The 21,460-nt window shown below is 29.7% G+C and carries 17 protein-coding genes; 10 read left to right on the plus strand and 7 right to left on the minus strand.

Features of this window, described 5'->3' with window-relative positions; translation table 11 throughout:
- The 4 genes from rodA to bpSLO_RS03660 all read left to right on the plus strand — a co-directional run bounded on the left by rodA (position 1) and on the right by bpSLO_RS03660 (position 5,283).
- On the plus strand, positions 1-1,320 hold the full coding sequence (gene rodA / locus bpSLO_RS03645) for a rod shape-determining protein RodA (RefSeq protein WP_025407318.1): 1,320 nt from the start codon (positions 1-3) through the stop codon (positions 1,318-1,320).
- 154 nt (positions 1,321-1,474) lie between these two features.
- Complete coding sequence (gene thrS, locus bpSLO_RS03650) at positions 1,475-3,226, plus strand: threonine--tRNA ligase (protein ID WP_025407317.1); 1,752 nt, start codon at positions 1,475-1,477, stop codon at positions 3,224-3,226.
- Positions 3,227-3,245: 19 nt separating this feature from the next.
- The gene (pgsA, locus tag bpSLO_RS03655) at positions 3,246-3,851 is read left to right on the plus strand and encodes a CDP-diacylglycerol--glycerol-3-phosphate 3-phosphatidyltransferase (protein ID WP_038447984.1); all 606 of its coding nucleotides are present in this window, start codon (positions 3,246-3,248) and stop codon (positions 3,849-3,851) included.
- Positions 3,841-5,283, plus strand: coding sequence for a hypothetical protein (locus bpSLO_RS03660; protein ID WP_025375703.1), 1,443 nt, complete (start codon positions 3,841-3,843; stop codon positions 5,281-5,283). The genes pgsA and bpSLO_RS03660 overlap by 11 nt, the downstream gene beginning before the upstream one ends.
- On the opposite strand, the gene cyaB is transcribed toward bpSLO_RS03660, so the two are convergent.
- The gene (gene cyaB, locus bpSLO_RS03665) at positions 5,260-5,784 is read right to left on the minus strand and encodes a class IV adenylate cyclase (protein ID WP_025375704.1); all 525 of its coding nucleotides are present in this window, start codon (positions 5,782-5,784) and stop codon (positions 5,260-5,262) included. The two genes, bpSLO_RS03660 and cyaB, sit on opposite strands and share 24 nt — an antisense overlap.
- Before the next feature lie 90 nt (positions 5,785-5,874).
- Here cyaB and bpSLO_RS03670 point away from each other — a divergent pair, with 90 nt between their 5' ends.
- Genes bpSLO_RS03670 through bpSLO_RS03685 form a run of 4 tightly spaced genes read left to right on the plus strand, consistent with a single transcriptional unit; the run spans position 5,875 to position 10,355 of the window.
- A complete protein-coding gene (locus tag bpSLO_RS03670; RefSeq protein ID WP_025375705.1) occupies positions 5,875-7,194 on the plus strand; it encodes a TrkH family potassium uptake protein in 1,320 nt (439 codons plus the stop codon).
- A 6-nt stretch (positions 7,195-7,200) separates the two neighbouring features.
- The gene (locus tag bpSLO_RS03675) at positions 7,201-7,983 is read left to right on the plus strand and encodes a potassium channel family protein (RefSeq protein WP_025375706.1); all 783 of its coding nucleotides are present in this window, start codon (positions 7,201-7,203) and stop codon (positions 7,981-7,983) included.
- A 12-nt stretch (positions 7,984-7,995) separates the two neighbouring features.
- Positions 7,996-8,967: a P-loop NTPase gene (locus bpSLO_RS03680; RefSeq protein WP_025407316.1), complete on the plus strand. Its 972-nt coding sequence runs from the start codon at positions 7,996-7,998 to the stop codon at positions 8,965-8,967.
- 38 nt (positions 8,968-9,005) lie between these two features.
- Positions 9,006-10,355, plus strand: a complete 1,350-nt coding sequence (locus tag bpSLO_RS03685) for an ATP-dependent 6-phosphofructokinase (RefSeq protein ID WP_025407315.1) — start codon at positions 9,006-9,008, stop codon at positions 10,353-10,355.
- 15 nt (positions 10,356-10,370) lie between these two features.
- Here bpSLO_RS03685 and bpSLO_RS03690 read toward each other — a convergent pair whose 3' ends face one another.
- From bpSLO_RS03690 to bpSLO_RS03710, 5 genes are all read right to left on the minus strand, one after another.
- Positions 10,371-11,702, minus strand: coding sequence for a CoA-disulfide reductase (locus tag bpSLO_RS03690; RefSeq protein ID WP_025407314.1), 1,332 nt, complete (start codon positions 11,700-11,702; stop codon positions 10,371-10,373).
- 9 nt (positions 11,703-11,711) lie between these two features.
- Complete coding sequence (locus bpSLO_RS03695) at positions 11,712-13,100, minus strand: L-cystine transporter (protein ID WP_025375710.1); 1,389 nt, start codon at positions 13,098-13,100, stop codon at positions 11,712-11,714.
- An 84-nt stretch (positions 13,101-13,184) separates the two neighbouring features.
- Entirely contained in the window at positions 13,185-14,762 is a 1,578-nt protein-coding gene (locus bpSLO_RS03700; protein WP_025375711.1) for a glucose-6-phosphate isomerase, read from the minus strand.
- A 28-nt stretch (positions 14,763-14,790) separates the two neighbouring features.
- Entirely contained in the window at positions 14,791-15,195 is a 405-nt protein-coding gene (locus tag bpSLO_RS03705; RefSeq protein WP_025375712.1) for a ParB N-terminal domain-containing protein, read from the minus strand.
- 5 nt (positions 15,196-15,200) lie between these two features.
- Positions 15,201-18,050: a penicillin-binding protein 1A gene (locus bpSLO_RS03710; protein WP_038447841.1), complete on the minus strand. Its 2,850-nt coding sequence runs from the start codon at positions 18,048-18,050 to the stop codon at positions 15,201-15,203.
- Between the two features lie 425 nt (positions 18,051-18,475).
- On the opposite strand from bpSLO_RS03710, the gene plzA reads away from it, so the two are divergent.
- Positions 18,476-19,261, plus strand: coding sequence for a c-di-GMP-binding receptor PlzA (plzA, locus tag bpSLO_RS03715; RefSeq protein ID WP_025407312.1), 786 nt, complete (start codon positions 18,476-18,478; stop codon positions 19,259-19,261).
- Positions 19,262-19,268: 7 nt separating this feature from the next.
- The gene (locus tag bpSLO_RS03720) at positions 19,269-20,363 is read left to right on the plus strand and encodes a tetratricopeptide repeat protein (RefSeq protein ID WP_241803691.1); all 1,095 of its coding nucleotides are present in this window, start codon (positions 19,269-19,271) and stop codon (positions 20,361-20,363) included.
- A gap of 18 nt (positions 20,364-20,381) precedes the next feature.
- Here the strand turns inward: bpSLO_RS03720 and bpSLO_RS03725 are convergent, their stop codons facing one another.
- A complete protein-coding gene (locus bpSLO_RS03725; protein ID WP_025375716.1) occupies positions 20,382-21,383 on the minus strand; it encodes an L-threonylcarbamoyladenylate synthase in 1,002 nt (333 codons plus the stop codon).
- Positions 21,384-21,460: the final 77 nt, after the last annotated feature.

The raw sequence follows: 21,460 nt of genomic DNA on the forward strand, positions 1-21,460 counted from the left end.
ATGGCTGTTTTTAGAAAAAGTTATGATAGTTTAACATTATTTAGTTTGGTAATGATATCTTTTATTGGAGTTTTGCTTATATATTCTAGTGATTATACTTCTAATGGTTCTTTGATGAAGATTGAATATATCAAACAAATTGTATGGGTTCTTGGTGGATTTTGTGTAATTTTTATAATAGGAAAATATGATCTTAAGATTATACATGGCATGATCTATCCTTTGTATTTTTTATTGGTTGCTTCTTTGGTTTTTACTGCGCTTTTTGGTGTTACTGTTAATGGAGCTAGATCTTGGATTGGAATTTGGAAATTAGGTGGACAACCTTCAGAGTTTGGTAAGATTATTAGTATTTTGACCCTTGCTAAGTTCTATAGTAGTAGGAATGAATATCATAATTTTTTTGTTTTTATTTTTGCTTTTATTTTAATTGTGCCTGTTATTTTATTTGTATTTTTACAGCCTGATTTTGGTACTGCTGTAGTTTATTTGAATATGTTTATATTTATTTCCTTTTTTGCTGGTATAGATATACACTATATTTTGTATTTTGCGTTAACGGGATTTTTTTCATTTCTTTTTGTGGTATTGCCTGTTTGGTATGAATACAAGGCAAATATGGGAAATGTATTATATTTGATTTTTTCTAATAATTTTTATTTTCAATTAGCTTTTTTAGTATTAATTTTGGTGTTTTTATCTTCTGTTATAGGATTTTTTGTTTCAAAGTATAATTTCAGTATTAGACTTATTTATTTTTATATATTATTTATGAGTTCAATTTTACTAATTGCGGCTTTTTTTTCTAAATTTTTGTCAAAGTTCATGAAACCTTACCAAATTAAAAGATTTTTGGTTTTCTTAGATCCAAATATCGATCTTAAAGGGGCTGGTTGGAATTTAAATCAAGTAAAAATTGCTATTGGTTCTGGAGGTATATTCGGTAAGGGATTTTTAAAAGGTCCTTACACTCATGCAAATTATGTTCCATCTCAGAGTACAGATTTTATTTTTTCAATTCTTGCTGAAGAATTTGGCTTTTTGGGAGTTAGTGTAGTTTTGATATTATTTTTTCTTATTTTTTTTAGGATTTTAATAATAATGAATAAAAGTAAAGATAAATATATGTCTTTGGTACTTGCTGGTGTATTGGGTCTTTTGTTTTTTCATACTTCTTTTAATATTGGTATGTCTTTAGGGCTCTTGCCAATTACAGGTATCCCTTTGCCTTTTTTATCTTATGGTGGTTCATCTACTATTACTTTCTTTTTGGCTATGGCTCTTTATTTTAATATTGAGTCTATAGTCACTATGGATTAGAAAATTTTATTACATTTTTTGTTTTGTCTGTTTTTTTACTAAATTTTTTTGTATATTGTATTGAGAAGATTTATTGTTTATCTATAACTGTGGTTAGTTCTTAAGTTTATTATGATATTCTAATTTAGAATCTTAGAGTTTGTAAGGTGTTATTATGAGTGAGAAATTAGATAAAGAGGACGTTCTTTATAAAAAAAGACATTCAATTGCGCATGTTATGGCCGAAGCTGTAATTGAATTATTTCCAAATACTAAGATTGCTATAGGCCCCCCGATTAAAGATGGGTTTTATTATGATTTTGATTTTGAAAAACATATTATAGAAGATGATCTTTTGTTAATAGAACAAAAGATGAGAGAGATTCTAAAGACAGGGAGTTCTTTTGTAAAGGAAGTGATAACTAAAGAACAGGCTTTAATTCTTTTCAAAGATGAACCTTATAAGATTGATTTAATTCATGAGCTTGATATTGCAGATGAGATTTCAATATATAAAAGTCATAATTTTACTGACCTTTGTAAAGGCCCCCATATTGATAATATGGGAAAAATTGATCCAAAGGCATTTAAGTTAATTAGTATTGCAGGTGCTTATTGGCGTGGCGATGAGAAAAATAAGATGCTTACTCGTATTTATGGGACTTTATGGAACAATGAAAAGGACTTAAAAGCATATCTTAAGTTGCGAGAAGAGATAAAAAGGCGAGATCATAGAAAACTTGGTCGAGAACTTGATTTATTTTCTGTTCATGAAGAAATAGGACCTGGTCTTATATTTTTTCATCCAAATGGTGCTAGAATAAGAGCTTTAATAGAAGATTTTTGGAGAGAAGAGCATTTTAAGAATGGTTATGACATACTTTTTACGCCTCATATTGGCAAATCTTGGCTTTGGGAAACTTCTGGGCATTTAGATTTTTATAAAGAAAACATGTTTGAGAAAATGGAGATGGATAAGAGTAATTATTATGTTAAGCCTATGAATTGTCCATTTCATATTGCGATTTATAATACCGGTAGGCATTCTTATAGAGATTTGCCGTTTAGGTGGGCTGAACTTGGTACGGTTTATCGTTATGAAAAGATAGGTGCGCTTCATGGTACTATGCGTGTTAGAGGATTTACTCAAGATGATGCACACATTATATGTACTTATGATCAAGTTAAGTTTGAGGTCCAAGAGGTTTTAAGATTTGCTCTTTATATGTGGAATAAATTTGGATTTACGGCTTTAAAAGCATATCTCTCTACAAAGCCGGAAAAATCTGTAGGGGATGAGGATGATTGGATAATGTCTGTGAAAGTCTTAGAGGAAGCTTTGATTAATTTAGGTATTGATTATGATATTGATGAGGGAGGTGGAGCTTTTTATGGACCTAAGATTGATCTTAAAATAATAGATTCTCTTGGGAGAGAATGGCAGATGAGTACAATTCAATTTGATTTTAATCTTCCTGAGAGATTTAAAATGACTTATACAGCAGAAGATGGTAAGGAGAGGCAACCTTTTATGATTCATAGAGCTCTTCTTGGTTCTATTGAAAGATTTTTTGGAATTTTGGTAGAACATTATGGTGGTGCATTTCCTGTGTGGTTGGCACCTCTTCAAGTTGTAATTATTCCTGTAAACAATATTGTAGAAGAGTATGCATTGGAGGTATTGTCTCGTTTTAAAAATGAAGGAATTAGAATAAAACTTGATAATGATTGTAATATGAGAATGAATGCAAAGATTAGACAATATCAATCCCAAAAAGTTCCTTATATGTTTATTGTGGGAGAAAAAGAGGTAGTAGAGGGAAAAATTTCGATTAGAACCAGGACAAATGAGCAGATTAATGGACTTGAGCTGAAAGAAGCACTTGAATTTGTGAAATTAAAGGTATCTAATAAGGAGATTTTATAGTTTGAATAGTGAAAGTATAATGAGTCCGAATAAAATAACTTTTTTTAGAATTATATTATCTTTTGTTATCTTATTTATATTATGTCTTGAAGATCTTTGGAATTCTTATTTATTTTTAATTCTGATTTGGTTTTTAATTATTTTTAATGAAATAACAGATGTTATTGATGGATATATTGCTAGAAAATATAATTTAGTTAGTAATGTAGGTAAGATTTTAGATCCTTATGCAGATGTGTTGCAACATTTAACATATTTTGCCTTTTTCTTTTATAAAGGGATTACACCATATTATTTTTTTATGATATTTATATACCGTGAACTTTCTGTTGGTGTTGTTAGGAATTTAATTATTCAGTTTGATATAGTCCAACAAGCTAAATTTTTGGGTAAAATAAAGTCGTTATTCTATGCTATTGCAACATTTGCTAGTCTTTTTTTTTATAGTTTAAACAAGTTGAGAATTACTACATTGATTGAGAATTTTATTAGTTCAATTTTAAATCTAGATTTTAATTTTTCTTTTATTGTTGGAATGATATATGCTATGTCTGCCTTTCTAACTGTCATATCATTAATTGATTATGTTGTGATATTTTTGTATCTTAGCAAATATGAGAAGTAATGTATTATTAATATTTATTTGGTTACTAATTGGTTTTTATTCTCATGCTCAGTTAAAGCAAATGTTAACGGAAGTTAAGCCTTTAAGTATTTCAAGTGAAAGTGGAAAGGGAAGTGTTTATCTAAAGGTTAGCAAGTCTTCTAACTATATCTTAACTTTTGATGTTTCTTCAGGTTCAGATTTTGTCTATATGGTATATGATATTTTTAATAAAAAATATATAACAGATAAGATAAGAAAAAAAGATGTCAAGCTTAAATTGAATAAAGATATTCTTTATGCTGTGATCTATGTCACATCTGAGGATGTAAATATTAATTTTGTCCTTACTGATTTAGATTTGTCGATAATAAGTGATAGCTCTTTAAGAGCTAAAATATCTGGTATAAAGAAAAAAGATAAAACTTTTTTATTAAAAGATTTGCCAAATTTTCAATTAGGCTCGAAGCTTAAAAGATATATTTTAAGGACTTATAATCGCAGTATTTATCTTGCTTATCAGCTAGAAGGTGATGATGATATTAAGGTTTCTTCATTTATTGAGAATATTGGTTGGTTTGATATAAGTACTGCTGTTAATGATAATATTACTGATATTGCATATTTTGATTTTGCAATTAATTCTAAAGGAGAATTATATGTTGTATTTACGACTAAGAATACCAGTGATTTTTCTAGCGAACTTATAGTCAAGAAATTTAATAGTCGAAAGTGGATTGATATTAGTCCTAAATTTAGGGATAATATTGGATTTTTGGTAAATATTGGCATCGATAAGAGAGATAATTTGTATGTAGCTTACTTAAGGAAAATTGGCAATGAATATAAAGTAAACTTTGTTGCAAATAAAGGATATAGTAATATTTGGAATAGTGTCATGGATTCTTATGTGTCTAAAGGCAATGCTGATGTTGATGATGTTTCAAGTATTGGTATTATTTCTGAGCCTTTTCTGGGGATTTTTTATAATTATAAAGTAAATGATTATGTTAATTCTGAGTTTATTATTGATAGTGGTAAAACTTGGGGAAATGCAAATATTCAGTCTGCAAATGTAGCAAATTCTGTCAAAATTCTTTCTAATTCTAAATCTGACCAAGTTGTTTTAAGTTATATAACAAAGGATAGACCTGTTGTTAGTGTATTTACATTGCAATATGATAAGTGGCAAAATATAAGTCCAAATATTAAGATTGATGGAGTAACTAGTGATATTTTAAGTTATAGGAATGATTTGTTTTTAACTTTTGAAGATGGTAATGATATCAGGCTTATTTATTTTGATGATGATACTTGGTATTTTTTTAATGAATCTGAAATTTTTCAAAAATCTGTTTGTAAGCCCCAGTTTTCAAAATATGAAGATAAAGGGTTTATATTGTCATATCTGAGCTTAGATTTTAAGGTTTTATACTTTAGATTGATTAGCTAGTATTAGTTCAAAATAGGGTTTTTTTTCAATATTGTTTTGTAATTTGAATTCTTTGATTGTTTCGTAAATTTCTGTCTTGGCAAGACTTAATTCATTCTTATCATAAATTATTTTTTCTATTTCTAAAAAAAAACCAAGATTTTCAATTTCATTAATTTCTATGTTTAAATTTTCTTTTTTATAAATTAGACTTTTTTTGATTTTTTTGTATAAAAATTTAAAATTTATTTCTTCTAGAAAAGATATAAAATTGTTGATTTGGTCTACTTTAAATTCGATTTCCTTGTTTATTTCTATGTCATTTTCTAAAGATTTAATTTTAAAGGTTACAATCTCTTCTGAAGTGTTAAATTTTCTTATTCTAATTATTTTTTCTGTGTTACAGTAATAAGTATCATCTTTGATTTCTTCTTTGATAAATTTGAATTTTTGATTAGCCAATTTTAAAATTTCTTTAAGTTCATTTTTGGGAATAAAAGCTTTCAATTCAATTTCAAACATGTATTAAAAATAATAAAATTATGGTAATATTTCAATGACCTGTAAGTTTGATGATGATATCTTATATGTTTTGTTATATTTTATTTGTTTATGTTGAAATTTGAGTTTAGTGATAGGTTTTTTCTTTTCAGTTATTTTATTTTGATTATGTTCCTAGGCTCTCTATTGTTGTCATTGCCTATTTCTTGGAATGGTGAGAAAAAGTTAGAGTACATAGATGTTTTGTTTACATCTGTATCTGCTGTTAGTATTACAGGCCTTGTTACCGTTAAGATGGAAAATTTTTCTACTTTTGGTTTTATCATCATAATGTTATTGATTCAGTTTGGGGGTCTTGGTTTTATAACGATTGCTACTTTTTATTTGCTTATTCCTAAGCGTAAGTTGAATTTAACCGATGCTCGGATAATTAAACAATATTCTCTTTCAAATATTGAGTATAATCCCATCAAGATTTTGAAAAGTATACTTTTTGTAACTTTTTTAATTGAATTAATTGGAGTATTGTTAATATTAGTGTGTTTTAGACTTCGAGGTGTTAATATTTCACTACTTGAAGCTTTATTTACAACAATTTCAGCTTTTTGTAATGCAGGATTTTCTATGCATTCTGAGAGTATTTATGCTTGGCGTGATGTTCCTGAGGCAATAGTTGTTATTGCTATTTTGATTATTTGTGGAGGACTTGGGTTTATGGTATATCGTGATATTACGAATACGATTAAATATCGGAAAAAGTTGTCTCTTCATGCTAAAATTGTTTTTTTACTGAGTTTCTTTTTGATTATTTTAGGTACAATTTTATTTTTTTTCTCAGAAATGCATAAACTTAAGGAAGGTTATTCACTTGGAACTCTCATATTTAATTCAATATTTTATTCAATAAGCACAAGGACCGCTGGTTTTAATTATCTTGACAATTCTCTTATCACAAGTAGAACCCAAATGCTTTCGTTGCCATTTATGTTCATTGGTGGTGCTCCAGGTTCAACTGCTGGGGGGATTAAGATTACTACCTTTTTTTTAATTATTCTTGCGGTAATAAAATCGCAAGATGGTAATGGTTATATTATTGGTTCTTATAAAGTTTCAATTGATAGCATAAGATTTGCACTTTTATTTTTTGTAAGGGCTGTTTTTATTTTGTGTTTTTCATTTTTTGTTCTTCTTGCTGCTGAGAGTGGTGGAAAGTGGAGAGTTATTGATTTGGGATATGAAGTTTTTTCTGCCTTTGGTACTGTTGGTTTGTCAGTTGGTGTTACACAGGATTTGTCATTTTTAGGTAAAGTAATTATAATTTTTACTATGTTTGCAGGTCGGATAGGACTTTTTTCTATGGCAATTTTTGTTTCACGAAGATCTCGTTTTGAAGAATTTACAAGGCCAAGACAAGACATTTTAGTGGGTTAGGAAAGAGTGAAAACGTTTGTTATTATTGGTCTTAGCAATTTAGGGATTCATGTTCTTGAAAATTTGAGTAAACTTGATTGCCAAATTATTATTGTTGACACTTCAAAGGAATTGGTTGAGGAATATGATGTTATTTCTACAGAAAGCTTTATTTTAGACCAATTTACTAAAAATACTTTAAAAAAAGTTATACCTGTAGATACTGATGCTGTTATTATTGATTTTGATAATGATCTTGGGAAGAGTGCTCTTGTTACTCATTATTGTAATCTTTTAGGTGTTAAAGAGATATGTGTTAAAACTGAAGATAGGGATGATGCTGAGATATTAAAAACACTTGGTGCTACAAAAATTATATTTCCAAGTAAGGATGCTGCAAGAAGGTTAACCCCACTATTAGTATCGCCTAATCTTTCAACTTACAGTATTGTTGGTCATGATATCATTGTTGCTGAGACTATTATTCCTAAAGAGTATGTAGGAAAAACTCTTCTTGAGGCTGACTTGAGAAGGGAGAAGGGCATTACTGTTATTGCTGTTAGAAATTTAAGCAATTCTAGGTATGAGTTTGTAGATGGTGATTATTTTTTCTTAAAGGATGATAAAATTGTAATTTGTGGGAAGCCTGATAAAATTGAGAATTTTACAAATAATAAGGATTTGATTAAAGACTTAATATCAGTTTCTAAATCAGAGGATGCTTCTTACATGGAAAATTCCAAGAAATTAGGATTTTTAAGGTTTTTTAATTTCATGAAAAAGTTTAGTAAAGATAGGAAAAACGATTAATAGGATTTTTAGATGACTAAGATTATTCCTGTTGCAAGTGGAAAGGGAGGTGTTGGAAAAACATCTTTTGTTGCTAATATTGGTTATAAACTTGCATGTTTAGGTAAAACTGTAATACTTGTTGATCTTGACCTTGGTGGGTCTAATCTGCATACATGTTTAGGTGTTAAGAATACTGGTGTTGGAATAGGTTCCTTTATTAATAAGCGTGAAAAAGATTTTTCAAGTTTAATTATTAAAACACCTTATAAGAAGCTTTATCTGATTCCAGGAGATGCTCTTTATACGGGAACAGCCAATATTCCTTTTTCTATTAAAAAAAGAATAATAGACTCGATTCAAAGAGATCTTGTTGCTGATTTTGTTTTTATAGATTTAGGTTCAGGTACATCTTATAATACAGTGGATTTTTATTTATCAGCTTACAGTGGTATAATCGTTACTGTTCCAGAAACTCCTTCCATACTTAACGCTTATTCTTTTTTGAAAAATGCACTGTATCGGCTTCTATATCTGGGGTTTCCCCCAAAGAGCGCTGAACGTGAATATATTAGTAATTTTTTTAAAAATAAAATAGAAGGTACAAACGTTAAGTTTAAAGATTTAGTTACAGGAATTGAAGTCATATCTTTAAGTTCATCACTTAAGATAAAAAAGATGATGAACAGTTTTTATCCTAGAGTTATACTAAATAGGATAGAATCTAGTGAAGAAATAGCTATGTGTGAAAATTTAATCAATGTTGTTAAAAATAATATTAATATACCAGTAGAATTTATTGGTTTTATTCCGTTTGCAAAGAGTTTTAGAGAATCTGTTAATAATAGAATTCCATTTATTGATTTTGATAAAAAATCAAAGCTCAATAAGTATTTTGAGTTTATTGCAGGTAATTTAATTAAGTCTCCTGTTGAAGGTTCACCTTATATTTATGATGATATATACGATATGATTAAGGATCAAAGTCAATTTATTAGGAATTAATTGAATTATAATGATACTTATTATGGAGGAGCAACTTAATGCATAGACATAGGAATAAGAATTTAGATTTTACAATAGAAAATTTAGGAGAATGTAAACAAGATAATCCTTTAATTAATTTTTATGCTGATGAGAGTCATATTCATTTTACTGGTGAGGCTAATAAGATTAGATTTAATGTTTATAAAAATGACGAGGCGTGGGATCAATATGAGAATATTTTTTTAGAAAAAGCCGGACCTAGACATAAAATTTATTTTATTCCAAAGAATGTTAAAGCGGCAATTACTACTTGTGGAGGTCTTTGTCCAGGTTTTAATGATGTTATTCGTTCAATTGTTAGAACTTTATGGAAAGTATATGGAGTGCATAATATTTATGGAGTTAAATTCGGATATCAGGGACTTTTGTCAGAGTCTAATTTAAGTTTTGTTGAGCTAAATCCTGATGTAGTAGATGATATTAATCAACTTGGTGGTACAATACTTGGTTCATCAAGAGGAGGAATTAAACCTGTTGAAATAGTTGATACTTTAGAGAGAGTGGGCGTTAATATGCTCTTTAATATCGGTGGAGATGGAACACAAAAAGGTTCTGTTCTAATTGCTGAGGAAATAGAGAGGAGAAATTTGAAGATTGCTGTTGTAGGTATTCCAAAGACAATAGATAATGATTTTATGTTTGTTCAAAAATCTTTTGGATTTGAAACAGCTGTGGAGCAATCAGTTGCTGCAGTTGCTGGTGCTCACTTTGAGGCAAATAGTGCTTATAATGGAATTGGTCTTGTTAAAGTTATGGGTAGAGATTCTGGGTTTATTGCTGCTCATACTGCTTTATCTTCTAATAATGTTAATTTTTGTCTGATTCCAGAACTAGATTTTGATATTGAGGGGCCTAATGGGCTTCTTGAACATCTTGAAAGACGACTTTTGGCAAAAGAGAATTTGGATGAGATGCCCCATGCAGTAATATTAATAGCAGAGGGCGCAGGACAAAAGTATTTTGATCCTAGTAGTCGTAAAAAAGACGATTCTGGTAACTTGCTTTATGAAGATATTGGACTTTATATTAAAGATAAGATTAATATGTATTTTAAGTCCAAAAATATTTCAATTAATCTTAAGTATATTGATCCTAGTTATCTTGTGAGAAGTTCTCCAGCTAATGCTAGTGATTCTCTTTATTGTGCTCGTCTTGGTTCCAATGCTGTTCATGCTGCTATGGCAGGTAAGACAAAATTATTAATTAGCTTGTGGAGTACAAAATTTGTACATATTCCAATAAAAATGGCAGTAATTGCCAGAAATAAAGTCAATATAAATGGTTCTTTTTGGAGGGATGTTCTTGCAAGTACTGGTCAGCCATTTAGTATGAAGAACAAGAAATAAAAGTATTCTTATTATTTATTTTGCTGCATTGCCTGCAACATTTAATGCATCCCAAGTTTTTGAGAATGGTGGAGAATATGCAAAATCCATCATTCCAATTTCATTTGTTGTAAGTTTTGAATAGATCGCTAAGGATAATGCATGCATTCTTATTGCCGCTCCATTTTTACCAATTGTTTGTGCCCCAATGATTTCTTTTGTTTCTTCATTGTATATCAGTTTAATATACAAATCTTCTTGATTTGGGTAATAATTTGTATGGTTTTTATCTTTTATAAATACTGTTTTATATTTAATTCCAAGTTTTAAAGCAGTTTCTTCTGTAAGACCAGCCCTAGCTGCTTCAAGCGATAAGACTTTAATTGATGCAGATCCTAGTGTTCCTTTAAAAGCAACGTGTCTTCCCGCTAGATTTTCACCAATTACTTTTCCTAATTTGTTAGCTGTTGTTGCAAGGGGGATATAATCATTTTTTTTACTTACAAGATTATAAATTGTGGCGCAATCCCCAGCAGAAAAAATGTTTTTTACGCTGGTTTCTCCATATTCGTTGACAATAATTGCACCATTTTTTAGGGTTTCAAGTTGATCTTCTAAGAATTCAGTAGCAGGTTTGATACCGGTGGAAAGAATTACAAGATCCGCCTTATATTCGGATTTATTTGTAATGATTCCCTCAACTTTTTCTTTTCCTATTAAGCTTTTTGCAAATTCATCTGTGTGGAGTAGAACATTGTTTTTTATTAATTCTTCTTCCATTATATTAGTAATTTCTCTGTCAAACGATTCGGTTAGTATTCGTTTATCTAGTTGAATTATTCTTACATTTTTTTCTAAAGCTTTAGCAGCTTCTACCATTTCAATTCCAATATATCCAGCTCCAATTATTACTATGTTTTTTATATCTTTCTTCTTAAAAAGTTCTCTTATTTCTTTTCCATCTTGCATGTTTCTTAGAGTATAAAAGTTTGTTAGTTGGATATTGCTAATTGGTGGAATGATAGGATTGCCTCCAGTTGCAATCATTAATTTATCATAAGTATCATTGAATATCTGTTTTGTTTTAAGGTTTTTTACTTGAAGGGTATGATTTTTGATATCTACTCTCATAACTTCATGTTCAGTGAATACTGATATTCCATTTTGTTCAAATTCATCAGGTGTTCTAGCTATCATATTGTTTGGTTCATCAAAGAAGCCTCCGATGAAATATGGTAATCCACAAGCCCCAAAAGATGTAGTATTTGTTTTCTCATAAATGGTGATATTTAATTCTTTATTTGTTCGTTTTGCTTTGGCAGCAGCACTAGTTCCTGCAGCAGTTCCCCCAATAATTATTATTTTCATAAAAATGCCTTATTTTTCTATTTCATTTTGATTATTATAAATATTTCTGTCTAATTGATTAAGGTTTTTAGCGGTTATTATTCCTGCAACCATTGAGCCGCTCACATTGACAGATGTTCTACCCATGTCAATTAAAGGTTCAATAGATATTACAAGTCCAACAAGTTCAACGGGTAGGTTCATTGATGAGAGAACCATTAAAGAAGCTATTGTTGCGCCTCCTCCAGCTCCAGCTGCTCCAAATGAGGTTATTATTATTATTCCTATAAGTTGGAGTAAGAATAAAGGATCTGTTGGGTTTATTCCTTGGGTAGGAGCAATCATTATTGCTAACATTGCAGGATGGAGTGCTGCACAACCATTTTGTCCAATGGATACCCCAAATGCACTTGCAAGGTTTGCAGTTCCCTCACTGACTCCTAATTGTTTAGTTTGTACTTCTACATTAACAGGTATTGTTGCTGCGCTAGAACGAGATATGAATGCAAATGTCAGAACCGGCCATGCTTTTTTAATGAAGATAATTGGATTTAGCCTATTAAGTGCAATTAGTGTCATGTGCATTAAAATTGTAATGCCAATGGCAATATAGGAAGCAAGTGCAAATTTTCCAAGTTTCATTATGCTTGAAATATCACTTGTTGCCGATATTTTTGTAATCATTGCTAATATGGCATAAGGTGTTGATTTTAAGATTAAAATTATCATTCCAGAGGTCAAATCTTGTGCTGTGGATATTATTTGTTTAAAAAATTCTATTGATTCTGGTTTTTTTTTGGCAACTTTAAGAGCAACGATTCCTACTAAGGCAGCAAATATTACTATTCCAATTGTTGAGTTTGATCTTGTGCCTGCCATATCTGCAAATATATTTTCAGGGATCAGTTCTGATAATTTTTGTGTAATTGGGGTTTTTTGTAGGCGTTCAAGACCTTGATTTAGTTTTTTCCCTTGTGTAATTTCATCTACTCCAGATTGAAGTCCTTCTGCTGTTAAATTAAAGAAGAGAGAGGTACCAATTCCAATTATTGCAGCAATTCCTGCTGTAAATATAAGCATAAGTATTACAGATAAGCTCATTTTCCAAATATCTTGGCTATTTGTTAGTTTTACTATTGCAGATATTATTGAAACAAGTATAAGTGGTATTACCATCATTTTAATGAGTCTTATATATCCTATGCCTAAGATATTAATCCATTTAATAGTTTCTTTTAGTATTATTGATTCTGATTCATAATAATATTTCATAGTTATACCAAAGGCTATTCCTAATCCTAAGGCTACTAGTAGTCTTTTTGTAAATGAGATGTGTTTTTTGTGTAGAAAATATAGAAGTCCTATTAATGTAAGCATGATTGTGATATTTAGGAGTGTGTATATTATTGTTGTGTTCATCCTTTTTGCCTCTTATTTATAAATTTTAATGTAATGAGCATGATTGTAATCATAAATTCTTGAATTAGCTTTGTTACTTTTTTATTATTGAAGTAGTCTATCATAAGATTTTATTATTTTATCTTTTAAGTTATTTTCCTTTAAAATCTTAGTCGCAATGACTTTTCCAAGTTGAACTCCCTCTTGGTCGAATGAATTTATATTTAGTAAGAATCCTTCAAACATTACCTTGTTCTCATAGTGGGATAGTATTGCACCTACTGTATAAGGTGTAAGTTCTTTTGAATATATTAATGCAGAAGGTCTCTCACCTTCAAAGTTTTTATTTTTGTTTGTATCTTCTTTTCCATAAGAGAATGCAATTATTTGGGCTATTAGATTTGCTTTTAACTTATCATTGTTTGATGTTCCCTCTAGGGTGCTATCCTGCTTTAGTTGAGATTCACTAAAACCTATTAGATCCATTGGAACTATATCTGTTCCTTGATGAAGCATTTGAAAGAATGAATGTTGAACGTCCGTTCCAATTCCTCCCCAAATTATTCTTACTGTTTTATAATCAATTTTTTCTCCAAATCTGTTTACACTTTTCCCATTGCTTTCCATTTCAAGTTGCTGCAGATGAAGATAAAAGTTTTCCATTGCTTTTGAATATGCAATAATGCAGTTGCTACTGTAGTTAAGAATGTTACTCTCATATACACTAATTAGTGCTGCTAAGAGAGGCGCATTTTCTTTTACGTTTTTATTTAATGCTTTTTTATCAACCTCACAAGCTCCTTTTAATATTTCTTTTGTAACGTTTTCTGTGAAGCAAAGAGTAATTAAGGTAAGTCCAACAGCTGATGTTGGTGAAAATCTTCCACCAATTGAATCGTGCATAAAGAAGTATTCAAGATATCCCTTTTCAAGTGCTAGCATACTTCCCTTTGATGTAATGATTATGATTTGTTTTTGGTATTCTTTGATACCATTATTTTCTAATTTTTTAATTAAAAATTGCATATTAGCTGCTGTCTCTAGTGTGTTTCCGCTTTTTGATACTATAATAAATAAGGTTTCTTGAAGGTCTATTTCACTTAATACTTCTTCTGTTTCATCTGGATCAACATTTGAAATAAAATAGGCTTTCATCAGGTGTAAATTTTTCTGCTTAGCGTAGTTTTTGATCGCGGTATATAGTGCTTTTGGACCAAGACTTGAACCACCAATTCCGATTTGTACCACATTTTTAAAGACTTTTTCACTTATGCTCTTAATCGATCCGTTTTGAACTTGTTTTGCAAATTCAAAAATCCTTTTAAGTTCTCTTTCAAAAAATTCCCTCATATTTTCATTATTCTCTATGACTTCTGTTCCAAGTTGTTCTCTTGTCAAATGGTGCAGAACTTTTCTATTTTCGCTGATATTAATATGTTTTCCATCGATGATTTCTTTATATTTTTCTATTAGATTTGCTTCATCGCTTAAATTTTGAAATATGTTTAAGTGAGTTTCGTTAATTTGTTTTGTAGCATAGTTATAATGTACTTGATGTCCTTCTATTTTGATGTCATATTTTTTTATTCTATCCTCACTTAGAGTCTTTTTTAGTTCTTCGGGATTGGTTTGTCTTAATTCTTGAAAATTTTTAAGTTTATTAAGGTTGATATACTTGAGCATGAAGCCTCCTCCAATAGTTCTTATATATTTAAGTTTTATTTTGTTTTTTTCTTTTTAGTATTTTTTTTATTTTAAGTATTATTAATTTTAAAAACCTGATTATTATGTTTTTTTCTGAATAATATTTTAATTGTTCTTCCCCTGTCTCTGATTCACTTTTTGTAAATGATTTTCTGGCATTATTCTCATCAAGTTCAATTTCAAGTAAAATTTTTTTATCTTCTGTGGGGATTACCTTGACATCGACTTCTTTATATCCAAGTTCTTTTAATACCTGATATCTTCTAAAACCTGCTACTAGATTTTTGTTTTTATCTATTATTATTGGGTAGATTAAACCATGTTTTTTGATGCTTTCTTTAAGAGTTGAGGTGTCTCCTATATTTTGTCTGATTCGTTTTTTTATTTTTATTTGTTCTAAATCTATTAACATTTTTCTTAATCCAATTGAATATTTTCTCCATTTACATCTTTGTGCCCATTTTCATCAATTTGTTCATTTTCATCAATTTGTTCATTTTCATCAATTTGTTCATTTTCATCAATTTGTTCATTTTCATCAATTTGTTCATTTTCATCAATTTGTTCATTTTCATCAATGAGAGAATTTGCTTTAATTTCTGCATTATTTTCTTTGTCTTTGTTGTCTATATTAGTATCATCTATATTAATGTTGTCATCATTATCATCTATCCTTGTGTTGTTGATGTTATTATCTAGATTTATATCTGGTATGTCATGATTCACGTTTTCTTGATTATGTTCATTTTCTAAACTATTATCCAAACTACTATTATTAGTTTCATTGATATCATTTTCAAATTCTTTTTTGTTGTCTATTTTATTTAATGAATTAAAATCATCTATAAGATATTCAAATTCATTAACCTCAATGTTTAACTCATTATTGTCATCGATTCTATCGATTCCATAAACATTAAATTCCATTTTATTTAAAAATTCAGATTTATTTTCATAGTATTTTGACTTTTCAAATGGCTGAGTCCCTGCAATGAATATTTCATTTATTGTTATTTCGTTAGGTACTCCTTCTGGTAATAGTCCTGTTTCTGATTGTACTTGTACATTAATTATGCCTTTAGGTCTTATGAAAACTTTTCTAGGTAAATTTTTATGGTATTCTGCCATAAATTTTCCCCAACTAGGACCAGCAAGTCCTGTGCCTGTTCCAGCAATTCCTAATGAATATCCCTTTTTATCAAAACCAACCCATAAAGCCGTTGTTATATAGGGTGAGTATCCTATTGCCCATCCATCAGCCCAGTTTTGAGTAGTTCCTGATTTTCCCGCAATGTCAGATTTAAAGTCTTTAAGATTTGTATGTCTTTGATTTGCTAAGGTTCCATATTGAATTGTTGATTTCATCATGTCTGTCATAATATAGGCAGTTTGAGGAGATACTATTTGTGCATTGGCTCCTTTGTTTTTAATTGCTGTTAGTGTTTCGGATTCTACATTTGCTATTACTTTTCCATTCCTATCTTCAATATATTTAATTCCATATGGTTCCACTTCTTTGCCATTATTGCCCAAAATTGCGAATGCTCTTGCCATTTGTATTGGAGATGTTGATATAACACCGAGTGCAAGAGGATATACTTTAGGAAATGTTTTGTTTATTTCATTTTGATCTTTTATTCCTAATAATTTAGCAGAATATTTAATTGCGTTTTCAAATCCTAATGTATCGAGTATTCTAAGAGAAGGAATATTTAGTGATAAAGCTAGTACTTTACGTGTTAATACATTACCTCTCCATTTTCCTCCGTAGTTCTCAGGTGCATAGACTTCTCCTTCTTGATTAAAAAATGCTACTGGAGAGTCTGAAAACATTGTTGCAGCTGTGATTTTTTTAAGATCAATAGCTGCTGAAAAGTATAAGGCTTTAAATGCACTTCCAGGTTGTATTTTTGCTTGGGTTGCTCTATTAAATTCGCTTCCCTTTCTATATCCGCTTCCCCCAACCATTGCTTTTATTGCTCCTGTTGTGGTATCTAGTGCTATGAATGCGCCTTCTGGTTGTACAATGAAGTTTGGATTTGTTTTATTGTTTATTGTGTATTCTCTTGTTGCTTTGTCTATTTTATCAATGCCTAATATTGCTGCGAAACTTGCAATTAAATCAATATTGTCTTCATAAAATTTTCTTGTTCTTAATTTTTTGTATTGTCTTCCATTTACTCTAGTGCTTTTTATTCCAAACAGATCAGATATTGTATCAATTATGGGAACTATTTCTGAGTTAATTACTAGTGTCTCAGATGATTTAGTAGAATTATACATTTTTCTTGTTTTTATGATCATTTCTTGTGTAATTTCATCTGCATACTTTTGTGCATCAAGATCAAGTGTTGTGTATATTGAGTACCCGTCTTTGTATATGTTTGCTCCGGATGGAAGATGTTTAATTATTCTTTGCCTTATGTATTCTGAGAAATAAGGTGCATGATCTTCTTTATCAGAGATAGCTGATGTGTCTGCCATACGAGTCCAATCGTAGTTTTCCCAGTATTCATTAAATTCTCTCTCAGCTAGTTCAGTACTTATAATTCCATTAGATACTACTTGATGCAATACTGCCTTTTGTATTTTTTTAGCGAATTCTGGATTGTAAAATGGTGAATAGAGTTTGGCATTTGGTAGTTGTATAATCATTAAAACCGCTTCTGCAGTGTTAATATCTTTTACACTTTTATTGAAAAAGAATTTTGAGGCTGCTACTACTCCGTAATTTCCGTTTCCAAAATACACTTTATTTAAATATTTTTCAAGGATTTCATATTTTGATAGTTTCTTTTCAAGTTGTATGGCCCACCAAATTTCATTTAGCTTTCTTAAGATTGATCGTCTTGCTTGATTGGTGTAAAGGAGTTTTGCCAATTGTTGTGTTAAAGTACTTCCCCCTGAAAAGTATCTTCCAATAGCAATATTAAAAGCAGCTCTGAGAATTCCCATTAGTGAGAAGCCTCTGTGAAAGAAAAAACTAAGATCTTCGCGTATTAAAAGCGTACTTATTAAGTTATTAGGTATTTCTCTTAAAGAGAGTAATTCTCTATTCTCGTCGGATATAAATTGTGTTATTATCCTGCCATTTGTATCAAAAAGCTTTGAAGGTATGGCAGGATTTACGTCCCCAAAATTTTTGTCTCTTTGAATGTTTACAGTCTCAACTATTGCAATTGATAGTAAGATAATAGAGAAACTAATAGTAAAATATGTTAGATAAATGAGTAAGTTAGCTTTTTTACTAAAGTTAAGATTTTTCAAATTATACCCTTCCAATATAATTATACTATAAATATGTTAGAATTAACATATTTTCATGAGTTGTTATTAATGTGAAAATATTGTTATAATTCCTTCTTATATATACTATGTGGATTCTGTAATGCAAATTGGCAAGAAATGAGAATATGGATTTAAAGTAAGTTCAAGTAAGGGCTTCTCTTTTGTTAAGGCTTTTTTTTGTGTTTTTTTTTATACAATTGATTTTACATTTTGATTTTTATTTGGGGTATTAATGTGTTTTTCGTAGATATGTTGAATAAGTTATTAACTATTGGTTGTATCTAATATTTTGGGATAAAATTATTTTAAAGTGTATGCATAACTTAAAATTTTTTGAATGTTATTACTTTAAAGTTCCTGAATGTCGATTTTAACATGTTTGTTAGATTTTAAAGGAGAGGTTTATGTTTTTGTCTAGGAAAATAAAAGATTATGAAGCTAAATATAGAGGTAAAGAAATTAAGATGAGTACTGAAATCAACAGTTTCCTTAATATTAAAAATTCTGTTGAAATTAGAGTTGGTAATTATGAGGCCTATGGTGTAATTTATTCTATTTCTATGAATGCTATTAAGGTTATTTTGCAAGAAGATAAAGTTTTACCTGTTTTAGCACAAAATGGAAATTCAGGCAATATTCAGCTTAAGAGTTTTGATAATATTGGAGATGATTCTTTTTTTATTCCCTCTTTAGTTGTGAAGTTGGTCAATACATCTTCTTGTTCTGTACAAGAGAAAGAGTATAATTTGCTGACTCTAGATTTTTTATCTCCTATGCCAGAAGAGGTTGCAGTTAAGATTGGCAAACTGCTTGATTTAAAGCTTGGACAGAATCAAAGAATACATGAGCGTATTATTATTGATAAAGATTCGCTTAGAAAGCTTAATCTTAGTTCTGATAAAGCTTTTATTGAAGTTCAGGGTGTTAAGCATAAATGCTTGATTAAAGACCTTTCTTATGGAGGTGCACTTTTAATATCTTATTTTGATTATGAGGAAATGGATGAAAGTAATGCTGATTTAACTTTAAGTTTTGATATTGCAGACAAGGAAGTATCTATTGTGGGCAAGGCAAAAAATTTGAGTGTTATTCAAACTCCTAATGGAAAAGTTTTAGCTTTAGGCATTGCATTCTGCGAGGAAAAGATTCCCCTTGACTATACCATGTTAATTCATGATTATTTTAATTAGAGGATTTATGCTTAAAAATATTGTTTATATTTCTCTTCCAGAAGATTTTACAAGTCAAATTAAAGATTTTATATTTGATCCTAAGGTACTCTTACCCGTTGAGGTTGATGATGTTGAGCATTTTTCTCAAGATGAACTTAATTTTGAGGCTATTATGTCCGCGATTCTTAAGATTTCGGCTTATGATCAAGGTAATGTGAATTTTGCTTATTATAAAAAGCTTCTTTTAGCTTTAAATCCTAATATTGTCAATACGCTTATTCATGTTGGACTTACTAAAGTTGATGAGGGAGATTATAATTTGGCTCTTGAAATTTTTTTGGCATTAAAAGGTATTGATAATGAAAATGAAGTTCTTCTTTTTAATTTGGCATTATTGTATGAGAAGATGGCTGAAAACTTCTTAAGGGTTGATCAAAACATGCATGCTATGACTAGTAATCAAAATGCTTTAGAGATTTATGAAAAACTTTTAGAATTTGAGAGTCCCAATGAAAATGTGTTTGCAAATGCTGGCTTTTTTTTTGTTAAGCAATATAAATTGGACAGGGCTCAAGAGTTGCTTAAGCATTATTTAAAAATTTCTAATAATTTAAGATTAAAAAATAAGGTAAGTGAAGTATTAAATGCTATAGGAGTTCATAAAAGTTTAGCTTTAAATCTTGAGAGAATATATGATCTGATAATTTTATCGAGGGAAGATGAGGCTATTTCTAAACTTGTTAAACTTTTAGAATATCATAAAGATTCTTGGAATGCTTGGTTCTTGCTTGGATGGGGATATAGAAGAAAGGGTTTTTACTCTGAGGCAAAAGACGCTTTTCTTAAGGTATTATCTCTTGATTCTAAGAATGCCGATGCTATGAACGAACTTGCAATCTGTTTTATGGAACTACTTGAGTTTGATGATGGTCTTAAATATTTACTTAGGGCTTTGAAGCTTGAACCTGATAATATCAAAATTGTTTCAAATCTTGGAATTCTTTATCTAAAGATGGGACGCAAGAAAGAGGCTAGAGAGTATTTTGAGATAGTTCTTGAATATGATTCGAGTGATCCTATTGCCCTTAAATATTTAGAACTATTGAGTAGTGAATTTTAATTATATGTTGTATTGCTTTTAAGGAATAAATTTATTAAGACTTGCTTTCTTAAGTCTATTATTAATTGAGTATCCAAGTTGACTGTTATCTACAAATTCAGCAAGTATTTGTTTGTATGTTTTCTCAGATTCTACAAATACTTTGTAGATGTTTTTTGCATATTCTTCTAATGTATTAAAAACGCAGATATTATTCATATTCCAAGATTTGTTAAACCAATATGAATTAAGAGTAGCTTTCATGATGAGCACTTTTGTATCTTGTCTTGATGCATACTGTCTTATATTATCTTTTTGCTTAAATAGATAAACAGGTATGCGTGGTTTGTAATGTTCTAGTAAATTTCCAGGTGATTTAGATAGCATTTCTTTTCCTACTGAGTATTCTACTCTAAATTTTCCTTTAAGTTCTTTTTCTATCATCTCTTTCGTGATTGAACCTGGTCTTAGTATTGATATATTTCCTTTAGAGTCAAATCCTATAACGGTTGATTCTATACCAATTTTTGATTCTTCATTTTTTTTGATAATTCCCTTAACTAGACCATCAAGTTCCCTGATTGCCATTTCAAAATTAGTGGCACTGGGACGTCTTGATAAGTTTGCTGATGGGGCTGCTATTGGAACTCCGCTCATCTTTATTAACTTGAGAGCTACAGGTTCTGATGGTATTCTTACTGCTATGCTGTCAAGTCCTCCGCTTATGAAGTTAGATATTTTACCCGCATTTTTAAGTATAAATGTTAGAGGGCCTGGAGTGAATTTTTGCATTAGAATCAGTGCACTTTTTGGTATATATTCTACAAGTTCTTTTATTTTTTCTATTGATTCAACGTGTACTATTAAAGGGTTTGTGATAGGACGCCTCTTTACTAGAAAGATCATTCGTATTGCATCGTCATTGTATGCATTAGCTCCGATGCCATATACTGTTTCTGTAGGAAATACTACTAATTCTCCTGCTCTTATAAGTTTTGCTGCTTTTTTTATCTCGAGTTGTTCTATGATCTCTGTTTTCATTAATGTCATTTCCTATTAAGTTTACTTACTTATTTATTAAAGCAAAAAAATTGTAAATAAACAATTTAGGTTAACTT

This window comes from Borrelia parkeri, assembly GCF_023035815.1.
GTDB lineage: Bacteria > Spirochaetota > Spirochaetia > Borreliales > Borreliaceae > Borrelia > Borrelia parkeri.